The sequence below is a fragment of the Lentzea sp. NPDC051838 genome, assembly GCF_040681245.1.
In the GTDB taxonomy this organism is placed as follows: Bacteria; Actinomycetota; Actinomycetes; order Mycobacteriales; family Pseudonocardiaceae; genus Lentzea.
This window is the reverse complement of record NZ_JBFAYI010000022.1, coordinates 28,145-45,580: the sequence shown is the minus strand read 5'-3', so window position 1 is coordinate 45,580 and position 17,436 is coordinate 28,145. Positions and strand designations below refer to the sequence as shown.

Genomic DNA, 17,436 nt, shown 5'->3' with positions numbered 1-17,436 from the left:
CATCGCAAGGTTCCCGCGGAGGCTGTCCAGCAGTCGTCCGTCGGGGGCTCGATCGACGTGACTCCCGGCGTGCTGGACTCGTTGGTGTCGCGGACCTCGGACGTGGGCGGCAAGGAGCCGGTCGATCCGCCGGCGCCGTCGTACTACTCGACCAGGCCCGAGGCGGCCGACAGCCACGTGGCGCTGGCCGTGGCCGGGGATCGTTCGGCGATCAACAGGCTGTTGGGGACCATCAGGCCGTTGGTCGTGCGGTACTGCCGCGCGCGCGTCGGGTCGTTCGCGTCGGCGGATGACGTTGCGCAGGACGTGTGTCTCGCGGTGCTGACCGCGCTGCCGTCGTACCGGGATCAGGGGCGGCCGTTCCTGGCGTTCGTGTACGGGATCGCGGCGCACAAGGTCGCCGACTCGTACCGCAGCCACACCCGCAACCGCGCCGAGCCCGTGCCCGAGGTGCCTGAGGCGATCGACGACGAGGCCGGGCCCGAGCAGCGTGCGATGCAGGGGGAGATGTCCGCGCAGATGGCCGCTCTTCTGCGCGTGTTGCCCGAGAAGCAGCGCGAGATCGTGGTGCTGCGTGTGGTGGTGGGGTTGTCGGCGGAGGAGACGGCCGAGGCGGTCGGCTCCACGCCCGGTGCCGTGCGGGTGGCTCAGCACCGGGCGTTGACGCGGTTGCGCCGCGAGATCAGTGGCGCCAGCGGGTGATGTTGGCGATTCCCTGCGGGCTCGCGTCCTTGTAGCGCTCCATCTCGCCGCGCCTCACGTCGGCGATCGTGCCCGCGAGCTCCTTGCCGAACGCCTCGGTGAGCACGGCGTCCTTCTCGAACTCGTCGACGGCTTCCTTGAGCGACGTGGGCAGTCGCTGGGTGCCGTCGAGCAGCGCCGGGTCGATGTTGAGGCCCTCGGGGAGCGTTGCCTGGGTGGCGATGCCGTCCAGACCGGCCGCGATGACACCCGCGACGACCAGGTACGGGTTCGCGGTGAGGTCGAAGCACTTGATCTCGAGGTTGTCCTGGATCAGGCGCAGCGCCGTCTCGCGGTTCTCCTCGCCCCACGCCACGAACGGTGCTGACCACGTGTGCGGCACGAGCCTGAGGTAGCTCGCGAGAGAGGGGCAGCCGATGGCGCACAACGCGCGGATGTGGCTGAGGACGCCCGCGGTGAACTGCTTCGCCTCGTCGTGGAAGTCCTTGTACAGGTTCGTGCCGTCGCGCCAGATGCTGAAGTGCAGGTGGCCGCCGTTGCCCACGCCGCCGTTGACGACCTTGGGGGAGAACGACGGGCGCATGCCGTGGCGGATCGTGATGGCGCGGATGGTCTCTTTGACGAGTACGGCGGTGTCTGCTGCTGCGACGGGGTCTTCGGGTGCCGTGGACACCTCGAACTGGCCGGCCGCGTACTCGGGGTGGAACTGGAGGACCTCGACGTCCTGCTGGTCCAACGCCGAGAGGATGTCCACGCAGTAGTCGGACAGCTCTACCTGCCGTGCGTGTCCATAGGCGGCACCGCTCGTGGCGGGGACGTAGTCGTCGGTGTCGGGCTTGCCCACGCACCACTCGATCTCGAAGCCCGCCTGGGCGGTGAGGCCGTGGGCTTCGAGGTTCCCGACGGCCTTGCGCGCCTGAAGACGCTGGTCCATGGGGTACGGGACGCCGCTCTGGAAGTGGCGGTCGGCCGGTGCCCAGGCCCAGCCCGGCTGGCCCGCGAGCACGGTGAGGCGGTCCAGGTCGGGGTGCAGGCGCAAGTCGCCGACAGGGCCGCCGGCGAACCGGCCCTGGATGATCCAGTCGTCGAACAGGAAGACGTCGAACACCGGCGACGCGCCGACACCGTGTGCTGCTGCGTGCGCCAGTCTGCGCAGAGGCACGGACTTGGTGCGTGTGATGCCGCTGTTGTCGACCCAGGTGAGCGCCACGACGCGCACGTCCCTGGCGTTCAGCCCGTCGAAGAGTTCCGTCGCCCGGTCGAACCGCTGGTCCCGTTCCGCAGAGTCCACGATCCTAAGGTTATGGGCATCTTGCCGTTCGTCGCCGAACTCGGGCTGATAGATCACCACTGCCACGGGGTGTTGCGCGTTGACAGCACTCGTTCGGAGTTCGAGTCGCTGCTGTTGGAAGCGGACTCGGTTGGTGAGCTGGGCGGGTCGTTCTTCGACTCGGCCGTGGGGTTCGCGGTGCGCCGGTGGTGTGCGCCGCTGCTGGACCTGCCTCGGCACGCGTCGGCGGACGAGTACCTCGAACGGAGGAACTCGCTGCACATCACCGAGGTGTCGCGGACGTTCCTGATGGCTTCCGGGATTCACACGTTCCTGGTGGACGGCGGGTTTCAGCCGGAGCGGTTGTTGTCGGGGGCGGAGCTGGCGTCGTTGGCCGGGGCTGTTTCGCACGACATCGTTCGGCTGGAGCACGTGGCGGAGGAGCTGGCGGAGGCCGACGACTTCGTTTCCGAGCTGCGTGCGCGGTTGCGGTCTCCTGGCGTGGTGGGAGCGAAGTCGGTGGCGGCGTACCGGATGGGGCTGGCGCTGAGTGGTGAGCGGCCGTCGGAGGCTGATGCGCTGCGGGCTTTGAGCTCTTGGCGCGGGGCTGGCCCGGTGAAGGATCCGGTGCTGATCTCGTGGCTGGCGTGGGAGGCGTTGGACGCCGGGCTGCCGTTGCAGTTCCACGTGGGCTACGGCGACTCGGACATCGATCTGCACCGTTGCGATCCGTCGTTGCTGACGCCGTTCTTGCGCGCGACTGCTTCGTTGGGTGTTCCGGTGCTGTTGTTGCACAACTACCCGTTCCACCGGCAGGCCGGGTATCTCGCGCAGGTGTTCCCGCACGTGTTCTGCGATCTCGGGCTGGCGACGCACGGGTTGGGGCATCAGGCTTCGCGGGTGTTCGCCGAGGCGCTGGAGATCGTGCCTTACGGCAAGTTCCTGTTCTCCTCGGACGCGTTCGCACTGCCTGAGCTGTACTACCTCGGGGCGTTGCTGTTCCGGCAGGCGTTGTCCGACTTCCTGGCCGATGGACTGCGGCGGGACGCGTTCGTCGAGGACGACGCGCACCGGATCGCGCGACTCATCGCGTCGGAGAACGCGGCGCGCGTGTACAAACTGTAGGATTCGCTTCGAACTGACGTTCGAGGGGGTGTTCATGGGTCGCAGTGCGAACCTGCCACGCGGCCTGGTCGACCGGTTCCGTGCGCGTGACGGAGTCTGGCCTGATGACACGGGCTGCCGGATGCTGCACGTCGACATGGACGCCTTCTACGCGTCGGTGGAGATCCGCGAGCGCCCTGAGCTCGCCTCGGTGCCGGTCGTGGTCGGCGGCGTCAGTGGTCGTGGTGTCGTCTGCTCGGCCAACTACCTGGCCCGCGAGTACGGCGTGCGCTCGGCGATGCCCACCGCGCACGCTCGTCGACTGGCCCCGCACGCCGTGTACCTGCCGCCGCAGTTCGATCTCTACCAGGAGGTCTCGCGCGGGGTCATGGCGATCTTCCGCGACATCACGCCGTTGGTGGAGCCGCTCTCTCTTGACGAGGCATTTCTGGACGTGGGTGGTGCTCTTCGCCGTCTGGGGCTGACTCCGGGCGGTGTGGGGGAGCTGGTTCGTGCGCGTGTGTTCGATGCCTTTGGCGTGACCTGTTCGGTCGGGGTGGCGTCGACGAAGTTCCTCGCCAAGCTCTCGTCCGGCATGTGCAAGCCGGACGGGATGATGGTCGTTCCCGCTTCGGCGTCTTTGGAGTTCCTGCACCCGCTGCCGGTGTCGGCCTTGTGGGGGGTGGGCGCGAAAACCGCCGCGCGCCTTGAGGAACTGGGTCTGGAACGCGTTTCCGACGTCGCCGCCACCCCGCTGCCCAGGTTGCGCCGTCTCATCGGCGTGGCGTTGGCGGAGCACCTGCACGCGCTGGCCGCCGGCGTCGACGATCGTGCGGTCGTGCCTGTCTCCCGCGAGAAGTCGATCGGTGCCGAGGAGACCTTCGAGGTCGACCACTACGACCGTGCCGTGCTGCGCCTGGAGCTGTTGCGCCTGTCCGAACGCTCGGCGGGTTCGTTGCGCGGCAAGGGTTTGGTGGGCCGAACGATCTCCATCAAGGTCCGCTTCTCCGACTTCACCACGATCACCCGCTCGCGCACCCTGCCCGTCGCCACCGACGTGACCCAGGAGATCTACCGCACAGCGGTCGAGCTTCTGGACACCCAGGTCCCGCCAGGCGCGGTCCGCCTGATCGGCGTCCGAATAGAGGGCCTTGACAACGCCGACTCCGCCCAGCAACTGATCTTCGACGCCCCGGAACGCGGCTGGCGCGAAGCCGAGCAAGCCGCTGACCAGGCCCGTTCCCGCTTCGGCTCGCTAGCCGTCCGCCCAGCCTCACTCCTGCGCAACAGTCCAGAAAGGACAGCCGAGTTCGAACCGAAGCCTGAGTGATCGCGACTTGTCCACAACCCGTCAGTTATCCACAACTTCTTTCTAGCCCGGATTTGTGGCTGCGTCCCCGGCCCAAGATGAACCCATGCGCCACCCCATCGACCTGGAAGCCCTGGGCACCCTCTTCGATCACCGAGTAGCCCAGATCGCCACCCTGCTCCACATAGGACTGACCCCGTCCCTGGTAGAGCAACGCAGCCGCCCAGGCGGCCCCTGGCAACGCCTCCTACCGGGCATCCTGCTCCTGAGCCGAGCAGGCCCCAGCCGCACGCAACTGGTCCACGCGGCCCTCATGTACGCAGGCGAAAACGCCATGCTCACAGCCTTCGACGCCCTATGCCTCCACGGCATGAAGTCAGCCATCCCGCTGCTAGGCCCAATCCACGTCCTGGCCCCACGCCGCTCGAGGTCAATGGGCTACGGCCCCCTGCGCATAGAACACACAGATCGCCTCCCCAAACCGGTGCTCCGCCGAGGCTTCCACACAGCCCCACTAGAACGCGCCGCCATCGACGCAGTCCGCAGAACCAAATCCATCCCGGACACCCAAGCCATCCTGGAAGAGGCAAACCACTACGTAAGCCTCCAAGCCCTGCGCCACGAACTGGCCTTCGCCCCACCCCGAGGCACAGCCCTGGCCCGCAAACTCCTGGGCGAATCCCCAGCCCGCCAACTGGAACGCGCGGTGATGGAACGCCGAACCCCGCTCCCCGTCCCGCGCCCCAGAATCCCAGCAACAGTCGGCTAACCCGCGCCCGCACAACCTAGCCACGCACACCGGAATCCATCCGTGCCGCGCTAGCCCGCCCAATCCAACGCCCGCGTGAACCGCGCGAGACCACAGCCCGGCGACCCCGGGCCGCCAACGCCAAGCCGGCGTCCTCGATCTCACCCCGCAGCCGGTGATCCCAAGCCTGCCAACACAAGCCCGCTACCGGCTGCCAGCCAACCCCAAGCCGGCAGCCGGAATCCGAAGCCGCGCTGAGCCCGCAGTCCGCAACCGCGCCGTGTCCGTCGCCCTGGGCTGGCCAACCCAGTCCGGTGACTCGCAGTCCCGCGACTCACAGCCCAGCAACCCGCGGCTCAGCAACCGCGGTCCTGCCGTGCCGCCACAGCCTTGGCGAGCCCGCGGTCCCTGCCGAGCCCGCGATCCCTACCGAGCAGGCGCCTTGACGCCCTTACCCCGAGCCATCGCCTTAACCGCAATCCCGCGAAGACTGAGGAACGTAAGCCGAGGCTCAGCGAAGTAGTCCCAAGGCCCAGCATCCGCCAACGCCCCCAAAGCCCGGAACTGCCCCACAGCCTCCTCGAACCGGTGCAGCTGAATCAAAGCGAAAGCCGCATACCCGCGGTCATCCCGCAACGAGTAAGTGGAAGCACCCTCATCGTCCAACCGATCCAGCAACGCATCCAAGGAGGCCACCACCTCAGGCGCGCGGAACATCTCCGGAGAAGTAGAAGCAGCCTCGTAAGCAGCCTGCAACGGCCAAGCCAAGAACTTCGGCGACGAAGCAGCAGCCGAGAGCGCGAACTCCAAAGCCAGCTCATCCGACCCGTGCCACTTGCGGCACCAGTACTGCAAGGCCTGCTGGTGTCCGTTGTGGTGCAACGGATCCCGAGCAACCAGCTCGGACCAGATCGCCTGGAACTCGTCGTGCGACACCTGCAACCCGCGCGCCAAAGTAAGCAGCGTGTTCCACGGCGTCGGGTCCGAAGGCAGCAAAGAGGCCGCAACTCCAGCAGCGGCACGAGCCTCCAAAAGCACGCGGTGGAAGCCTTCGAACTGCGCTTGACCAGTCGAAGAAGCGGTGCCGCTGCCGCGAATGTCCCAAGCCAGGGACACCAGCGACATCGCGTGCACCACGGCCCAGTGCGGGTCGCCGGGGCGGCCGGTCTGCCAGGCCGTCATCCACGTGTCGTCCTTGGCGGCCAGGTCGGCGAGCGCCCACACCACTCGCTGTCGGCGGTCCCAGTCGCCGAGGGTGGCGGCGACCAGGTCGGCGGCGTTCTCCCAGTTGCCGGCGCGGACGTCGTCCTTCACGGCGGCCAGAGCCAAGTCCTCCAAAGGAGAAGAGGAAGTGACGTCGGCGTCCGGGACCAGGCCGTAGCGCTCCGGGTGGGTCTTGGGCAGGACGTGGGCCGCCACCACGTCGGACGGGAGCTCGTCGATCTCGACGCCGAGGCGCTTGGCCTCGCGCATCAGGCGGATGACGGTGATGAGTTCCTTGGGCTTGAACAGAAGGGAGAGAACCACGAGAAGAGATCCTTAGCGCGCGGGGCGGTAGTCGGGGGCCACACCGGCGAGCGCCAGTGCGGAACGCAGGCCGTCGGTGGAACCCGCGACCGCCGCGTCCAGGTGGTCGGTCATGCCGAAGTCGGAGGAGGAGGTGACGAACGTGGTCCGTCCAAGCCAGTCGAGCTCCCAGTGGGCGAGGCCCGCGTCGGAGAACGCCAGCGCCACCAGGGCCGAGAGCTCGGGCAGGACCTCGCCGCGTGCCATCTCGCGGCGGGCACGCGCGCCCGCTTCCCTGTTGCCGGGAACGGCCGTGCCGAGTTCGGCCAACCGATCGGCGTCCAGGGCGTCGAGGACCGTCGTCAGTGACGGCGGCTGGTTCATCGCGCCGGAAGCGGCTTGCAGCAGGCGCTCGGTTCCGTGCACCACGCGGGCGCGGGCTCCGATGTGGCTCAGCGTGGCCCAGTCGACTCGGGTCTTGGTGCGGGCCTCGGCCGAGAGCGAGTTCATCACCGCGGAGTCGAGCAGCGGCGTCGGGTCGGTGAGCAGTTCGACGGCCGGGCGGTCGCCCCAGCCCGACGACGGTTCCAGGGCCAGGGCGTCGATGGCGGCGATGCGGTCCTGCAGCGGCGGGTGCGAGTCGTACGGGCCGCGGTCCGGGTCGGACGGGTGCTGGCGGATCTCCTCCAGCTCCTCGTGGAGTTCGGGGGAGGTGCGCAGGCGGGCGAAGCCGTCGAAGAACGTCGTCGGGAGGTAGCCGAGCTCCCAGGCGACGGTCAGGTGGCGGTCGGTGAAGAGGTCCCACGCGGCGTCGATCACCGGCAGTTCGCGCAGGGCGGAAGAGGCGGCGGAGGAACCGGCCAGCGAGGCCGAGAAGCGGTCGGCGGCGAACTCCTGCCGGCGGCTGATGGCCTGAGAGACGCGGAGGTAGAGCTTGGCGTAGCCCCGGAACAGCTTGGCGATCATGCGCTGGAACCAGTGCTCGGTGTTCATGTGGGAGCCGGCGCGCAGCATGGCGTCGCGGCCGGAGACCACGACTCCGGCGAGGCGCGTGTCCTTGTTGGCGTAGTGCCCGAGCTCGTGGGCGAGCACGGCGATGAGCTGCTTCTCGGTGAAGGAGGTGAGCAGAGGAGCACCGATGAACATCCTGCGCTTCACCACGCGCAGACCCAGGAAACGGGTGTCTTCGGCGACACCGGCGTTCACCGCGGCGAGAATCCGGATCTCGTCCGGCGGGCGGGTGCCGACGTCGGCGGCCAGGCGGCGGACGAGGTCCCAGAGCGCGGGCTGTTCCGCGGGGGTGACGAGGGTGCCGGGCACCTCGTCCTGCTCGCGGCGTTCCAGCGAGATCAGGCCCTTGACCAGCGCGAACACCACCGGCACCACGAGCAGGGCCAGCTTCACGCCGACGAACGGGCGGTTGATCAGGGCGTACGCCTCGAGAGCGAGGAGTCCGCCGATCAACCCGAAGGCGAGCACGTAGAAACCGACGAGCAGCGCTACGGCGATGGCAGCACGCAACGAAACACGCATGAGTAGAGCGACCTTCCCCCAGTGCCGCGCCCCAGATGGCGGCAGCACGCAGTGTGCACGATGGACGGTCACGACTCAATCCCGAAAAGACGGCGAAAACGGATCAACGACCCGTTTGTCAACCAGTCGATCGGCTACCGCGCGTACCTCTGCGGGCTGACATCCGTTACGGCACCTCCGGCCTTCAGAAGGAGGTGGGGTGACGCTCGGTGTCCCTACGGTCACTGACGCAACACCTCATCGAGCACTGGAGGTACCCAGTGAGAGCAGGACAGCGAGGTGCCCGTCGGGGGATCACCGCGCTCGCGTTGTCGGCAGGCCTCGTCACCGCGGTGACGGCGGCTGTCGCGCACGCGGACGAGCCGGTGTCGGGAGAGCGCGACCAGAGGGTCACGCTGATCACCGGTGACCGGGTGGAGCTGGCCGGTGGCCGGGTCGTGCGGTACGTGCCGGGGCCGGGTCGTGAGAAGCTGCCCGTGCGCACGTTCACGCAGAACGGGCACCAGCACGTCGTGCCGGTGGACGCGGTTCCGTTGGTGGCCAACGGAAAGCTCGACCCGCGGCTGTTCGACGTGACGTCGTTGGTGGAGTTCGGCTACGACGACGCGCGGCGCAGCACCGTTCCTCTGATCGTGCGGCCGGCGGCGGGCGCACGGTCGGGCGTGAACGCGTTGAGCGCCAAGGGATCCGTGGCAGACCTCGTCACGGGCACGGCCGAGAAGTCGGGCAGCGCGTGGGAGTCGCTGCGCGGTGGCGCGGTCGAGAAGGTGTGGCTCGACGGCGTCCGCAAGGTGTCGCTCGACCGCAGCACCAAGCAGATCGGTGCGCCCGAGGCGTGGCAGCAGGGTGTCACGGGCAAGGGCGTGAAGGTCGCCGTCGTCGACACGGGTGTCGACGAGAAGCACCCGGACCTGCAGGGCAAGCAGATCGCCGAGAAGAACTTCACCGACTCGCCGGACGCCACCGACGAGGTCGGCCACGGCACGCACGTCGCGTCGACGATCGCCAGCAAGGGCGAGAAGTACCGCGGTGTCGCGCCGGACGCCGAGATCATCGACGCCAAGGTCTGCCAGCCCGGTGGCTGCACCGAGTCGGCGATTCTCGGCGGCATGCAGTGGGCGGCCGAGCAGGGCGCTCAGGTCGTCAACATGAGCTTGGGAGGTGGTGACACCCCGGAGATCGACCCGATCGAGGAGGCCGTCAACCGGATCTCCGCCGAGACCGGCGCGCTGTTCGTGATCGCGGCGGGCAACTCGGGACGTCCGGAGACCATCGGCTCGCCGGGTAGTGCCGAGTCGGCGCTGACCGTCGGGGCAGTGGACCGCAACGACGGCATCGCGCCGTTCTCCAGCCGTGGCCCCGCCGCGGACGGTGCGGTGAAGCCGGACGTGACCGCGCCCGGTGTCGACATCGTCGCGGCCGAGGCGGGCACGCAGGGGCACGTCGCGATGTCCGGCACGTCGATGGCCACCCCGCACGTCGCGGGTGTCGTCGCGCTGCTCAAGCAGCAGCACCCGGACTGGACCGGCGCGCGCCTCAAGGCCACGATCATGGCTTCCGCCAAGGCGAATCCGGCGCTGAAGACGTTCGACCAGGGCACCGGACGCGTCGACGTGCCGAAGATGCTGACGCAGCAGGTGGTCTCCGAGCCCGCCAACATCAACTTCGGGGTGCAGCAGTGGCCGCACGACGACGACCAGAAGGTCGTCCGCGAGGTCACGTACCGCAACGCGGGCAAGGAACCGCTCACGCTCGACCTGACCGTGGACGTCACCGGACCGGACGGCAAGCCCTCGCCCGCCGGTCTGTTCTCGGTGTCTCCGGCCAAGATCACCGTCCCCGCCGGCGGCGAGGCCAAGGCCACGATCACCGCTGACACCAAGGCGAACGCGGCCGACGGTGCCTACAGCGGCGCGGTCGTCGCGTCGAACGGGCAGCGCACGTTGATCAGCGTCAACAAGGAGGTCGAGAGCTACGACGTCGGCGTCTCGGTGCTGGGCGCGGACGGCAACCCGACCGCGGATCACGCGACGTCGTTCGTGAACATCAAGACCGGCAAGGGTTACTCGGCTCAGGCGAAGAACATCCGGCTGCCCAAGGGCGAGTACATCGTGGACAGCCCGATCTTCACGGCGGACCGCAAGGTTCTCCTGCTGGTGCAGCCCAAGTTCGTGGTGAACGGCAAGACCTCGCTGACGGTCGACGGCCGCCAGGCCAAGCCGGTCGCGCTCAAGACGCCGGACCCCGGTGCCAAGAGCATCATCGGCACGATCTCGTACACCACCAAGGTCGCGGGACAGCAGTTCGGCAGCGGCTGGCTGTTCTTCGACGGTCTCGCGGGCCAGCTCCTGACGGCCCGGCTCGGCGAGGACGCGCCGGGCTTCAGCACCACGGTGGCCGAGCAGTTCCAGGGCACACCTCGCGACGAGAAGACGCCGGTGAGCTACCGCCTGACGTATACCGAGCGCGGCATCACGACGGGCTACGAGCGCACGGCCAAGCAGAACGAGCTCGCCGAGATGACGAGCACCTTCCGCTCGGCGGGCGCGGGCTACGTCCACGGCGTCGCGGCCATGCCCCACCCGGCCGACGGCAGCGGCGGCTTCGCCTGGTACGCCCAGGTGCCCGACAACGGCCGGGCGGTCGACTACGTCACGACCGCGGGCGCCAAGTGGAGCTGGATCTACGACCGCAACGCGCCGGACGGCACCCGCGAGTACTCGACCTCGACGAACGCGAACTCGTTCAAGGCCACCAAGAAGTACTCGCAGGCGTTCGGCGGGGCGATTCTGAGCCCGTCGGTTCCCGAGGCGCCGGGCTTCGGCCTCGCGCGGCTCGAGGACCAGATCGCCGTGCGGGTCCCGCTCTTCACCGACAACAACGGCGGTGAGGGCAGCGCCGGTACCGGAACCGCGAAGACCACGCTGTTCCACAACGGCACGAAGCTCGGCGAACAACCGCGACCGGGCGCGATCTTCGACGTCCCGGCGGCGGAAGGCTCCTACCGAGCCGAGATGGAACACAGCCGCACCGCCGAGGTGTCCACGAAGGTCAGCGGCGCCTGGACGTTCAAGGCCAAGCACACCACCGACGTGACGCACCTGCCGCTCACGGTCGTGCGGTTCCTGCCCAAGCTGGACGACAAGGACACCGCCCACGGCCGTGTGCTCGTCCTCCCGCTGAAGATCGAGCAGCAGCAGAACACGCCGAAGGTCAAGCGCGTCACCGTCGAGGTGTCGTTCGACGACGGCGCGACCTGGAAGCAGGTCCAGGTGGCCGGGGACAAGGCGATCGTGAAGCACCCGAAGGGCGCGAAGTTCGCCTCGCTGCGGGCGAAGACCGCGGACGCCGCGGGCAACACCGGTGAGGTGACCGTCCTGCGCGCCTACAAGATCGCGGACTGACCCGGCTTCCGGACCACACGCGGGGGCCTCTCGTACGGCACGAACGTACGGGCGGTCCCCGCGTGGCGCGAAGTGAGACAGGCAGCGGGGCGATGTCACGCTCCGTCGCGGGGCGTTCGGGGCCCGTTGCCAGGGCGGAAACGTGTGAAAGCGGCTCCACAAGGGCCGTGAGGAGGCCTCACGAGGCCCTCACCACTGCCCTAGAAGGATGATGGTGACAGAACCGACCGTATGAGAAGGCCGACTGGGTAGTCGCCGGGCCGCGCGGATCGTATCCTGGAGAGTGACGTCCCCAGGGTGGGTCGTCCGCCGGGTTCGGCGGAAACCGAAAACACCCGGCGCCCGCGACCGCTGTGCCGGAGGAGGAACGATGCCACTCTCCGAGCACGAGCAGCGACTGCTCGACCAGATCGAGCGCGCGCTCTACGCCGAGGACCCGAAGTTCGCATCCACCGTACGAGGCGCCAAGTTGCGGCGGCCGTCCAAGCGGCGCCGTGTACAGGGCATCGTGCTGTTCGTCGTAGGTGTGGCGGCGCTCGTCGCCGGTGTGAGCTTTCTGTCGAAGCTCGCGATCGTCGGAATCCCCGTCGTGAGCGTCTTCGGCTTCTTGCTCATGTTCTTCGGTGTGCTCATCACCCTGACGACGCTGCGTCGTGGTGACCAGGTCGCCGAGGGGACGCAGGAAGACGGCAAGCCGACCCGCAGCCGCAGCTCGTTCTCCGAACGGATGGAGGAGCGCTTCCGCCGTCGTTTCGACGAGGAGCAGTAAGCGCCTTCCCGCTCAAGCGAAAGGGCCCGCCCCCACCAGGGGAGCGGGCCCTTCGCTTTGCCACGAACCCTAGACCGGAACGGGTTCCCGCTCCGGCGTCTCGGCCATCGGCGCGGGCGACGGCTTGAGCACCGACTTCGGGAACAGCTTCGCCCGCAACGACAGCGGAGCGTTCTGTCGCAACGACTGTCGCACTGCGGCGAGCCCACCGGGCAGCGCGGGATCGGCGGCAGGGTTCGCGCTGTACCAGGACCGCTCGATCGCCCCGATCACCGTGCGCAGGCCGCCCTTGCCCGCGTCGTCCAGGTTGTGCTCGCGGGCCAGCCTGCGCGCGGCCGCCCTGATCGTCTCGGACGCCGGCACGGGCGCGCCGCGGTCGATCGACTCCGCCATCAGCTCCGCCCACGCCGCCGTCGCCGCACCGGGGCCGAGCGCCGCGACCGTGTGCAGACGGTTGCGGCGACGGACCGCACGCACCACCAGTGGCGTCAGGACGAGACCGGCGATCACCAGCACCACCGCGAGCAGCCACGAGAGCAGCGCCGCGGCCAGGCCGACACCGATCAGCCACAGCCCCGCCGCAGCGGGTATCAGCAGGTTGCGTGCCCACGCGGCACGCTTCATGCCCGCCCTGCGCATGCCGAGCACCACGAACAACGTCACCAGGAAAGCGAGCACCAGCACGATGCCCAGCGTCCAGAGCTGCCACGCGGGCGTGCCCTCGTCGGCGGCCTGCTCCTGGCCCGGGGTGTCCTCGGTCCCGTCCGCCGCGGCGGACGGCTGGGCCGACCCGGACGCGGACGGCGCCACGGTCTCGGTCTTCGTCTCTGCCGTCGGCTGCTCGTCCTGACCCTGCGAGGTCTCCCGCAGGTACGGCGGCACGACGCCGCGGCCGTCGGAGATCGGGGTCGGGTCGAAGGTCATCCAGCCGTGGTTCGGGAAGAAGATCTCGACCCACGCGTGCGCGTCCTCGGTGCTGATCACGCGGTAGGAGTTGTCGGCGGACGCGACACCGGCGGTGAAGCCGATCGCCACGCGCGACGGCAGGCCGACCACGCGCGCCATCACGGCCATCGCGGAGGCGAACTGCTCGCAGTAGCCGATCTTGCCCTTGGTCACGAAGTCCGTCAGCGCGTCCTTGGTGACGTCGCCCTGGGTCTTCACGTCGTACTTGAACCCGTTGACCGTGCCGAAGTACGCCGTCAGCGCGGCGGCCTTGTCGAAGTTGTTGGTGGCGCCCTCGACGATCTTGTTCGCGAGGTCGACCACCTCCTTCTCGACACCGTCGAACTTGTAGTACTCGGCGTCGACGGCGTTCTTCAGGTCCGGCGTCACGCGCAGCGCCTGCTTCGTCGGCGTCGAGAGCACCGTGTCGATCGTGTACGACTCCGGCTCGCGCTCCCGCTGGCTGAAGATCACGCCCTTCTTCACGTCGAAGCGGTAGTCGTCGTCCGGGGTCTCGATGCGCCGCACGGCGCCGTAGGTCGGCAGCCAGAAGCTCCGCCAGTCGCGCGGCTCGATGTCGATCCTGGTCGTCTTGCCCTCGCCGCGGTCACCGGCCTGCGGCGGCAGCTCGCCGCGCGCGGGCTGGCCGCCGGGGTCGGTGCCGCGCTCCCAGCCCTTGTCCGGCACGTACTTGGCCAGCGTGGTCGCGCGCATGTAGGTCTGCTCCGGCAGGCCGCGCACCTGGAACACCTCGGCGGGCCGGCCGCGGTTGAGCATGCCGCGCAACGACGTCATCTCGCTCAGCCCGATGCCGCCCTTGCCGCCACCGCCGCCGCCCATCGGCAGCCGCCCGACCGTGCCGACGAACGTGAACCCGGCGCCGACGATCAGCGCGATCACCATGGCGATCGACGCCACCGACGTCGCCGAGCTGCCGGATCCGCTCGCCGAGCCCGATCCGAGCCTGCCGCGCCATGCCTCGTGCCGGTGCTGGCCGTCGACCGCGAGCAGCAGCGCGAACGCCGCCGCGCCCAGCACGAACGTCCAGAACGGCAGCATCTCGTCGGCCAGCGACGCGGGTACCGCGAACACGCACAGCAGCACGAGCCCGGACGCCGCGGGAGCCGCCGCGGCCACCGCGAGGGTGTCCACCAGCACCGCGACCAGGCCGATCGCCAGCACCACGAGCGCCTGGATCGCCGGCGTCGCGTGCACCGGCGGCACCCCGGTCTGCACCTGCGCGACCGACTCCGCGAGCACGTCGCCGAGCTCGCCCAGCGCTTCGGGACCGGGGATGAACAGGAAGATGCCCGACCGCGTGTGCAACGCGGTGAGCAGGCACAACAGCACGAAGACCTGGGCGATCGCGACCAGCGGCGGGGTCAGCCGGGTCGCCCGCAGGAACGCGCCGGTCACGGTGATCGCGACGATCACCACGCCGATGCGCACCAGCCACAGATCACCCTCGATGACCCCCGACAACGCGGTCGACGCGCACAGCACGGCCAGCGCGGCGATCCACGGCGTGGCCGAGGTGAACCACTCGGTCTCGGTCGCCTTCGCGGGTGCGGAACGGGACCCCATCTCAGCCCACCTCCGAGCGCATGGACGGTCCCCGGTGGCCGGCCGAGGCGCACAACTCCTGCCACACCTGCTGCATCGACGTCGACGGCCGCGCGATCGCCACACCCCAGCCCGCGCTGGTGAGCAGCCGCCGCGCGTCCTCGGGTTCCGGCGCGGTGGCGTCCGTCCCGCCGGCCCACGCGTTCACGTCCAGCAGCACGGCCAGGCTGCGCATGCCGCGCGGCCGGTACCGGATCAGCTCTTCCACGGACGTCGGCGACACCCCGCCGAGCACCGCGATGACCTCCTGGCCGGCGCCGGGGTCGATGCCGCCGCTCAGTTCGCGGCGGTGCGAGCCCTGCAGCGCGGCCAGCGAGTCCAGCACCACGTGGTCGCTGTGCCCGCCGTCGGACGACCCGCCCGCGAGCACCCGCCCGTCCTCGGAGACCAGGCGCACCTGGTGGCCGAAGTGGTGCAGGTGCAGGCAGATCGACGCCACGAACGAGATCGCCCACTCGAGCGACGCCGTCGGGCCGCTGCCGCGGTGCGCGTTCACGCGGTGGTCCAGCAGCACCGTCGTGCCGCCGCGCCACGGACGTTCCTCGACGCGCACCATCAGCTCGTCGCGCCGGGCCGTCGACCGCCAGTGGACCTTCCTCAGGTCGTCACCGTGCCGGTACTGGCGCACCACCGCGTCGTCCTCGCCCTGACCGGCCCGCAGGCGGATCGAGCCGTCGTCGCCCGCGCCCATGCCGGATCCGCCGGGCAGACCCGACAGCCGCACGACTCGGGGCACGACGACCAGCCGCGACCGGCCGGCGAGCTCGCGGTCGAACTCCGCGAGACCGAACGGGTCGGTGATCCGCGCCATCAGCGGCCCGACCTGCTGGATGCCGCGCATGACCGGCTTGAGCGGGTAGCGCAGCGTCGTGGGCGTGTTGCGCGGCAGCCGCTCCACCAGGAACCGCGGCCGCGCACCCAGCGCGTACGGGACGGTGTCCTCCAGCATCAGCCCGCCGGTCGGCAACCGGCCGGTGCTGCGCAGGTCGAGCTTCACCTCGGACGCGGCCCCGACCGGCACGCGGCTCGGCGCGAGGAACCGGGCGGCGTGCAGGCCGACCCGAGCCCTCGTCGCGAGCCACGCGGCCAGCAGCGGGAGCGCGATCACGAACGCCGCGACCCGGAGCAGGTCGCGCTCGTTCAGCACCGCGGCGCACACTCCGGCGGCGAACCCCGCGGCCAGCAAGCATCGTCCGCGCGTGGTCAGACCGGAGAGTGCGGTTCGCATCGTTAGCGTGGCGTCCCTGCGTTGTTGTTCATGCTGCGGACAAAGGCCGCGCTAGGGTCGAGTGCCGCCGTCGGCACCGGCACCCGCTGCAGCAGCGCCCTGATCAGCTCGGCGGGCGACCGGCGGGCGGCCTGGGCCTCCGCGGTCATCACGAGCCGGTGTGCGAGCACGGGGATCGCGATCGCGTGGATGTCGTCCGGCACCACGAAGTCACGACCCGCCAGCGCCGCCTGCGCGCGTGCGGCGCGCACGAGGTGCAACGTCGACCGGGGCGAGGCGCCCAGCCGCAGTTCCGGCAGCCGGCGCGTGGCCGACACCAGCTCGACCGCGTACCTGCGGACCTCGGGGGACAGGTGCACCCGGCGCACGGTCTCGATCAGCCGCAGCACCTGGGCCGCGTCCGAGACGGGCCGCAGGTCGTCGAGCGGGTTGTGGCCGGCGTGCTCGTCGACCATCGCGAGCTCGGCCGCCGGGTCCGGGTAGCCGACCGACACGCGCGCGGTGAACCTGTCGCGCTGCGCCTCGGGAAGGGCGTAGGTGCCCTCCATCTCGATCGGGTTCTGCGTCGCGATCACCATGAAGGGCGAGCCCAGCGGGTAGGTGTGGGCGTCGACCGTGACCTGGTGCTCCTCCATGCACTCCAGGAGCGCGGACTGCGTCTTGGGGGAGGCGCGGTTGATCTCGTCGCCGACCACGATGTTCGCGAAGATCGGGCCAGGCCGGAACTCGAAGTCGTTCTCCTGCCGGTTGTAGATCGACGAGCCGGTGATGTCGCTCGGCAACAGGTCGGGCGTGAACTGCACGCGGCTCACGGTGCAGTCGATGGATCGGGCAAGCGCTTTCGCCAGTGAGGTCTTGCCGACACCCGGCACGTCCTCCACGAGCAGGTGCCCTTCGGCGAGCAGCGTCACGAGGGCGAGACGGACCACGTCGGGTTTGCCGACGAGCACCCGTTCGACGTTGGCGGCGATCCGCTGTACGGCGCCGTGCAACTCACCCAGGGCCTGATCGACCGGCGCGTGGCTGTTCGCGCTTGGGCTTCCCGGTGTCACTAAACCTCCAGCAGCCGTGTCCGGAACACGGACGTGTGAGCGTTTCACGCAGTGTGTCAAACCACGGCTAAGTGACCTACACCTGCGGGCTACACCGGGTTCGCACCAACAGTTTCCACCTTCCCCCACCTCGGCGTCCCAACACGTTGTTTTAGCGGAAATTTCTAGGCCGTTCGAGTGCTGAATCGGGACTGAACCCTCACTCGGCAAGGTGGTGGCTGACCTCCCTCCCCACCGTCCCCC

11 protein-coding genes are annotated in these 17,436 nt (G+C 69.4%); 5 read left to right on the top strand and 6 right to left on the bottom strand.

All coding sequences use genetic code 11. The features are described from left to right. Positions 1-177 precede the first annotated feature (177 nt). Positions 178-702: a sigma-70 family RNA polymerase sigma factor gene (locus AB0M24_RS34015; RefSeq protein WP_363777635.1), complete on the top strand. Its 525-nt coding sequence runs from the start codon at positions 178-180 to the stop codon at positions 700-702. Here the strand turns inward: AB0M24_RS34015 and AB0M24_RS34010 are convergent. Then, the gene (locus AB0M24_RS34010; protein WP_363777433.1) at positions 683-1,993 is read right to left on the bottom strand and encodes a glutamine synthetase; all 1,311 of its coding nucleotides are present in this window, start codon (positions 1,991-1,993) and stop codon (positions 683-685) included. The genes AB0M24_RS34015 and AB0M24_RS34010 overlap by 20 nt on opposite strands. Positions 1,994-2,005: 12 nt before the next feature. Here AB0M24_RS34010 and AB0M24_RS34005 point away from each other — a divergent pair, with 12 nt between their 5' ends. Both AB0M24_RS34005 and dinB read left to right on the top strand, forming a co-directional pair. Further along, a complete protein-coding gene (locus tag AB0M24_RS34005) occupies positions 2,006-3,097 on the top strand; it encodes an amidohydrolase family protein (protein WP_363777431.1) in 1,092 nt (363 codons plus the stop codon). Between the two features lie 34 nt (positions 3,098-3,131). After that, positions 3,132-4,406, top strand: a complete 1,275-nt coding sequence (dinB, locus tag AB0M24_RS34000) for a DNA polymerase IV (protein ID WP_363777429.1) — start codon at positions 3,132-3,134, stop codon at positions 4,404-4,406. Positions 4,407-5,559: 1,153 nt separating this feature from the next. Here dinB and AB0M24_RS33995 read toward each other — a convergent pair. Both AB0M24_RS33995 and AB0M24_RS33990 read right to left on the bottom strand, forming a co-directional pair. Continuing rightward, positions 5,560-6,660: a DUF4034 domain-containing protein gene (locus AB0M24_RS33995; RefSeq protein WP_363777426.1), complete on the bottom strand. Its 1,101-nt coding sequence runs from the start codon at positions 6,658-6,660 to the stop codon at positions 5,560-5,562. A 12-nt stretch (positions 6,661-6,672) separates the two neighbouring features. Beyond that, on the bottom strand, positions 6,673-8,172 hold the full coding sequence (locus AB0M24_RS33990; RefSeq protein ID WP_363777424.1) for a M48 family metalloprotease: 1,500 nt from the start codon (positions 8,170-8,172) through the stop codon (positions 6,673-6,675). Between the two features lie 260 nt (positions 8,173-8,432). Between AB0M24_RS33990 and AB0M24_RS33985 the strand changes: the two genes are divergently transcribed. After that, a complete protein-coding gene (locus tag AB0M24_RS33985) occupies positions 8,433-11,576 on the top strand; it encodes a S8 family serine peptidase (protein WP_363777422.1) in 3,144 nt (1,047 codons plus the stop codon). Between the two features lie 370 nt (positions 11,577-11,946). Continuing rightward, the gene (locus AB0M24_RS33980) at positions 11,947-12,345 is read left to right on the top strand and encodes a DUF3040 domain-containing protein (RefSeq protein ID WP_363777420.1); all 399 of its coding nucleotides are present in this window, start codon (positions 11,947-11,949) and stop codon (positions 12,343-12,345) included. Positions 12,346-12,414: 69 nt separating this feature from the next. Here AB0M24_RS33980 and AB0M24_RS33975 read toward each other — a convergent pair whose 3' ends face one another. The 3 genes from AB0M24_RS33975 to AB0M24_RS33965 are packed head-to-tail and all read right to left on the bottom strand — an operon-like array spanning position 12,415 to position 17,142. Further along, positions 12,415-14,874: a DUF3488 and transglutaminase-like domain-containing protein gene (locus AB0M24_RS33975; protein WP_363777418.1), complete on the bottom strand. Its 2,460-nt coding sequence runs from the start codon at positions 14,872-14,874 to the stop codon at positions 12,415-12,417. A gap of 1 nt (position 14,875) precedes the next feature. After that, positions 14,876-16,141 (bottom strand): DUF58 domain-containing protein, encoded by a 1,266-nt coding sequence (locus tag AB0M24_RS33970; protein ID WP_363777416.1) that lies wholly within the window; start codon positions 16,139-16,141, stop codon positions 14,876-14,878. 2 nt (positions 16,142-16,143) lie between these two features. Continuing rightward, positions 16,144-17,142 carry a MoxR family ATPase gene (locus AB0M24_RS33965; protein WP_363777633.1) on the bottom strand — a complete coding sequence of 333 codons (999 nt, stop codon included), beginning with the start codon at positions 17,140-17,142 and terminating at the stop codon, positions 16,144-16,146. Positions 17,143-17,436: the final 294 nt, after the last annotated feature.